At 34.7% G+C, this 5,528-nt stretch carries 5 protein-coding genes; 1 reads left to right on the top strand and 4 read right to left on the bottom strand.

The window, feature by feature from the left end; all coding sequences use genetic code 11:
* Positions 1-886, top strand: an 886-nt coding sequence (locus E1171_RS12315) for a nuclear transport factor 2 family protein (RefSeq protein ID WP_155206305.1), incomplete at its 5' end; no start/stop codon positions are given.
* A 55-nt stretch (positions 887-941) separates the two neighbouring features.
* On the opposite strand, the gene E1171_RS12310 is transcribed toward E1171_RS12315, so the two are convergent.
* From E1171_RS12310 to egtB, 4 genes are all read right to left on the bottom strand, one after another.
* Positions 942-1,562: an ACP phosphodiesterase gene (locus E1171_RS12310; protein ID WP_187696420.1), complete on the bottom strand. Its 621-nt coding sequence runs from the start codon at positions 1,560-1,562 to the stop codon at positions 942-944.
* Between the two features lie 208 nt (positions 1,563-1,770).
* Positions 1,771-2,649: an inositol monophosphatase family protein gene (locus E1171_RS12305; RefSeq protein ID WP_155206304.1), complete on the bottom strand. Its 879-nt coding sequence runs from the start codon at positions 2,647-2,649 to the stop codon at positions 1,771-1,773.
* A gap of 500 nt (positions 2,650-3,149) precedes the next feature.
* Positions 3,150-4,154, bottom strand: a complete 1,005-nt coding sequence (egtD, locus tag E1171_RS12300) for an L-histidine N(alpha)-methyltransferase (RefSeq protein WP_246164315.1) — start codon at positions 4,152-4,154, stop codon at positions 3,150-3,152.
* Positions 4,155-4,235: 81 nt separating this feature from the next.
* The gene (gene egtB, locus E1171_RS12295; RefSeq protein ID WP_343031352.1) at positions 4,236-5,525 is read right to left on the bottom strand and encodes an ergothioneine biosynthesis protein EgtB; all 1,290 of its coding nucleotides are present in this window, start codon (positions 5,523-5,525) and stop codon (positions 4,236-4,238) included.
* Between the last annotated feature and the right edge of the window lie 3 nt (positions 5,526-5,528).

Below are 5,528 nucleotides of genomic sequence, written 5' to 3'. Positions count from 1 at the left end.
CTTGACCATTTCCTTTGCTCCATTTTTTTTACTTGGTCAATCTAATATTCAGGAAAAAAAGGTTTCAACTTCAAAAGAGGATAAGGTAATTCAAGTAATAAATCGACTTTTTGATGGAATGCGTGAGGGTGACAGTGCCCTTGTAAGAAGTACTTTTTCCCCTGAAGCAAAATTATATACTGTTTTGAGTAAAGGAGGAAAAACCAAGCTTAGACAAAGTTCGGTTGACGATTTTGTAAAAGTGGTAGGTGCTCCCCATGAAGCCATTTGGGACGAAAAGATTTGGAATTATAGGGTTCATATGGAGGGGCCTCTGGCATCAGTTTGGACGGAGTACACCTTTTTTCTTGGAAATAAAATAAGCCATTGTGGAGTAAATGCTTTTCAGCTTCTTAAAAGCAATAAAGGTTGGGAAATTATTCAAATTACCGATACAAGAAGTAAGGAGAATTGTCAAATTCAGATGGTAAATAGCCAAGATAAGATCAATCAAATTAATGATTATTTAGATAGTTGGCATCGAGCGGCCGCCAAAGCAGATTCTTTGGGCTACTTTGGAAAAATAGCCCAGGATGGAATTTATTTAGGTACAGATGCTGGTGAAAGGTGGACAAGAGATGAGTTTTGGGCTTTTGCCAAACCCTATTTTGAAAAAGGAAAGGCTTGGGATTTTAAAGCAACTAAAAGGAATATTGAAATTTCCTCTGAAGGGGAATATGCTTGGTTTGATGAATTACTGAATACCTGGATGGGAACTTGCCGGGGTTCCGGAGTATTAAAAAAGGAAGGAGGCCAATGGATAATCCAACATTACAATCTCACTCTTACAGTACCAAATGAAAAAATGAATGAAGTAATAGGAGTAATAAATGAGGTCGAAAATTAGGAAAGAAAGAATCCCATGGATTGGGGGATACGCCAGGAAAAAAACAAGGTTTTATTTACTCTGATTTTTGTTTGTTCTTTACAGTGGATTCTCCCGCCACTTTATTTTCCCTAACAAAATCAATTAAATGTGGAAAAAACTCCATAAATTCTTTTTCATATTCCCTATAACCTGCCTGTAAAGCAAGTGGGGCTTTTTCCATTCCGGATTTGAAAGAACTTCTTCTAGCCATTCCATCAAAAACCCTTTCTATTCCCTGCATTTTTGAGTAATTCAGCAACCAGTTATCTTTAACCATGTAGGGCAGCATATATTGGGTTCGAGAAGGTAAAAGGACGAAATAATCTTGCATTAACTGATAGACCTGATCTGTAAATAATTGTAAAGGAAGATCAGAAAACTTATGCCAGTGCAAGGCCAAAAAATGATCATAGAAAATATCTACAATTACTGAGGAATAATGTCTGAAAGAAGGACGCAAACGCTGTTTGCTTCTGGATACGATATGATGCTGATCCGTGAAACGATCTATCTGATGATGCAATTCAATTCCTTCTACGATTTTTTCACTGTAATTGGAGAAATCTCTCCTTTTTACGAAATCTCCTAGAAAATTTCCCAGCATCACTTCCTTGTCATCTTCTCTGGATAAATATAAATGCGCTAAGTAATTCACAATTGTAAAAAATATATAGCTTTTCAAATCAAGTAACAGGCATTATCTTCTGATTTAAATTCCTCAGAATTCTTACCTTAACCCTGAAAACAAAATAACGATTAAATAACGTCGGTATTTACTTCAAAACTCTTTTAGGTCAAATTATTTTCCACTTCTCTCTTTATAAAGTTTTCTTCCAAACTTATTTTTGAAAGCTTTCCGATTGCTATTTTCGGACAAAAAGAGAGGATTTTCCCCCGAATTCATTAGATTTTTTAAAATCAGATAATACATCCAAAATTTCATTTAAAAGTTCCTTATTGGTACAGGCAATGAAATCATAAATTTCGTCTGTTTGTATCATCTGATGGTGGAGGTCGGTTCCTTCCAAATCACAAATTATACCCCCAGCATTTTTTACTATAGGATAGGCCAATAAATTATAAAAGTCTGACAATTTTCTTCCCTCCAATATAAAATCAGTAGCCTTCCTAGCCAGTTCACATAGTTCAGTCCCAGAATTGTCAAAAGAACGAATGTCTCTACATTTTATGAATAAAGGAAATGCAGCTAAGAATTGTTTTTCGGCACCATTATAACCACATTTTAAATAGCCACTCGACTCCCTTAGGGCTTTTTTCTCACTCTGTGGGTTGATAACTACCTTCTTTTGAGCTAAAGAAGAATAATAAAAAGATTTCCCTTCCTGAGAAAAATAATAATCTCTTGACCGTAAACCCTCCACATAAGCAAATGATAAATCTGCAAAACGAATTTCAGAAGTTTTTTCTGCAATAGCTATTGCCACACATGGATCACCTACACCTTTATCCCAATTGATGGAGCCATCTACAGGGTCAATAAAAATTGAAAAATCAGCGTTTTTTCTTTTCTTAGGGGTAAATGATTCCAGGAAAATATTACAATTTACATCTGTTAAAACCTCTTCTACTGCTTCCTTTGCTACTTTATCCACATGGTGGGTTCCCTTAATGTCCTTTAAGTCTTCTGAATTTAAACTAGTTAAACCATGGGTCTTTAAATCAGAAATTAAACTTGATTTTATGGCAGCTGCTAATTTTTTTGCTAGATCTAGATATTTCATTTATCTGTAGAAAATTTAATTTCTGAAACCCGGAATTCTCACTTTTTAAGAAAAGAACAAAAGGTGCAAATTTCCGGGCATATGTGATTTTTTAAATCCTTATAAAAGCTTTGGGAATTAATATTGAATCATTTAAATGGCATAGAAAAAAATCAGTGACAGGTAAAATTATAACCTTTTTAAAAATGGTGAAAACGTATTTCGCCCAAAACATTCCCTTTTTTTCAATATGGTTAAAAATCAACTACAATTTGATTTAAACAGAACTACTAGTCTAAAAGAGAAAAATAAAGCTGATAAAATAAAATTTGGTAGAACCTTCCTCTAATATTACTTTAATAAAATATCAAAAAAATCACAAGGAAGTATTGTTGGCCGATTTAGTTCATTTATTTCGGGACCACTCCCATATATAATTGCTTTATCAAAAAGGCAGAAAAAGGGGCATATGAGCCCTGAAGACCTAATTAGGTCAATTTCCTGAAGAAAAGGAATAGAAATTACTTTTTCAACCAAACGGAATCAACAAAAAAGCCCTTGCTATCATAAAAATTTTCCAATAATTTAAATCCAGATCTTTCAGCCAACTCATGGATCTCCTTTGTACTAAATTTCCTGGAAATTTCAGTGTGAATGGATTCCCACTTATGAAATGAAATAGTTTCTTCCAAAGCCTCCAGCCTTACTTGCTGGTTTTCCTTGCTTACCAAATAACTTCTGCATTCGCCAGATTGGGGATCATATACTGGATAATGTTCAAATTTATTCAAATCGAAATTTCCGTCTAATTCAGCATTAATCCGGCTTAATAAATTTAGATTAAAAGCTCTGGTTACCCCTTTTTTATCATTGTAAGCCGATAATATCACTTCGGGCTCCTTTTTAAGGTCAAAACCTATGAATAATAAATCACCGGGAGAAAGCAGGTCCTTAATTTTGGTTAAGAAATTATGGGTTTGTTCAATCGAAAAATTTCCAATGTTTGAGCCTAAAAATAAGACTACCTTTCTCCATCCGTTTTGACGTTTTGTAGCTGCCAAAGCTTTGAAGTAATCTCCCTGAAAGCTTTTTACCTTGAGGTTTGGCAAAAGTTGCTGAAGATCATTGGTAAGGGTCTGTAAAACATGGGGCGATATATCAATTGGAGAATATTCAAAATGGGCCTTATTATTTGAAAATTCCTGTAAAAGAACTTTTGTCTTCAAACCATCTCCTGCTCCCAATTCAATCAATTGAAAGGGCCGATTATTACTTTCAAAAAGCTCTAAAATAGCTGATTTATGAGTGTTTAGAATTTCATATTCACAGTTGGTTAAATAATATTCCTCCAGGTTCATTATTTCCTGGAAAAGCTTGTCTCCCTTTTCATCATAAAAATATTTGGATGATAGTTTTTTAGGATTTGATTGGAGTCCTATTAAAACGTCTCTAACAAACTCCTCTTTTGTCGTAAACTTTTTTGGCTTACTTATTTTTTGCATAGTAATGTTTTCTGATGATTCCATCCGGATAAAAAAGGTTTTTACCCTCAATTGAAAATATCGAATGAGGGCCTATTCATAATGAGTTTTTAATAAATTAAAGAATTACATAATGGTGTTGGCCAGACGAATACCTGAAAATTGCCATTTCAAATGTGGATGGAAAAAATTTCTATATGTTATTCGAATATGGTCTTTGGAAGTAACACAGGAGCCTCCTTTTAGAACCATCTGATTGATCATAAATTTACCATTATATTCTCCAATAGCCCCTTTTGCTTTACTGTAATAAGGATAAGGCAAATAGGCACTATTAGTCCATTCCCATACATCTCCAAAAAAATGGAACCCTTCTCCACCAACAGGAGCCAAGAAATTGGTATTTAATAAATTAGCTTGAGGAGGAATAACAGGGCTTAAATGTTGACAAGCTATTTCCCATTCAAATTCTGTTAATAGTCGTTTGCCTCTCCAGGCGGCAAAAGCATCTGCTTCATAAAAATTTACATGAGTAAGTGGTTCATTCATATCAACAGGAAGCAAGCCATGCAAAGTATAATGATACCATTTGCCATCTCTTTGTATCCAATATAAAGGACATTTATTTCTTTGTTGATTTACCCAATCCCATCCCTCTGATAGCCAATAACGGAAATTTCGGTAGCCCCCCGATTCCATAAACTCTAAATATTCTCCATTAGTGATGAGGCGGTCAGCTACTTCAAAAGCGTGTAAAAATATTTTGTGTTGTCCTTTTTCATTGTCAAAACAAAAACCATCTCCATCAAAACCAATCTCATATAAACCTTCCGGAATTTCAGAATAAGTTAATGGTCCAGGAAAACTTCCAGGCTTCTCTGGCTGTAATGAGGAATCTAAATATGCTGGAAAAAGGGGATTATGACCCAATATATATTTCAAATCAGTAAACAACAGTTCTTGATGTTGTTGTTCGTGCTGTAAACCCAAATTGATTACATCCAGCACGTTTTGTAATTCTGTTTCATCCAGAGATTGGAGATATTCCAGCATTTCCTTGTCTACATAATTCCTGTATTCAAATATCTCGTCTACTCCGGGTCGGGTAATATTTCCCCTGTCAGGTCGTAAAACTCTTTCTCCTACCGTTTCATAATAGCTATTGAATAGGTACCCATAGGAGGGGTTAAAAGTACGATATTTCTTTTTTCCTGGACGTAGGACAAAGGTTTCAAAAAACCAGGTAGTATGTGCTAAATGCCATTTTGGAGGGCTTATATCAACTACAGGTTGGGGAACATAATCTTCTTTGCTCAAGGGACGGCAAATTTCTAAAGTTTTTCCCCGTATCCGAAGGTAGTTTTCTTGTAAAACGTTAACCGTAGGAAGGTTTTGATTAATAGGTATAGATGGAATTTT

Source organism: Xanthovirga aplysinae, assembly GCF_009711365.1.
GTDB lineage: Bacteria > Bacteroidota > Bacteroidia > Cytophagales > Cyclobacteriaceae > Xanthovirga > Xanthovirga aplysinae.
This window is presented reverse-complemented; position numbering and strand designations above follow the sequence as displayed.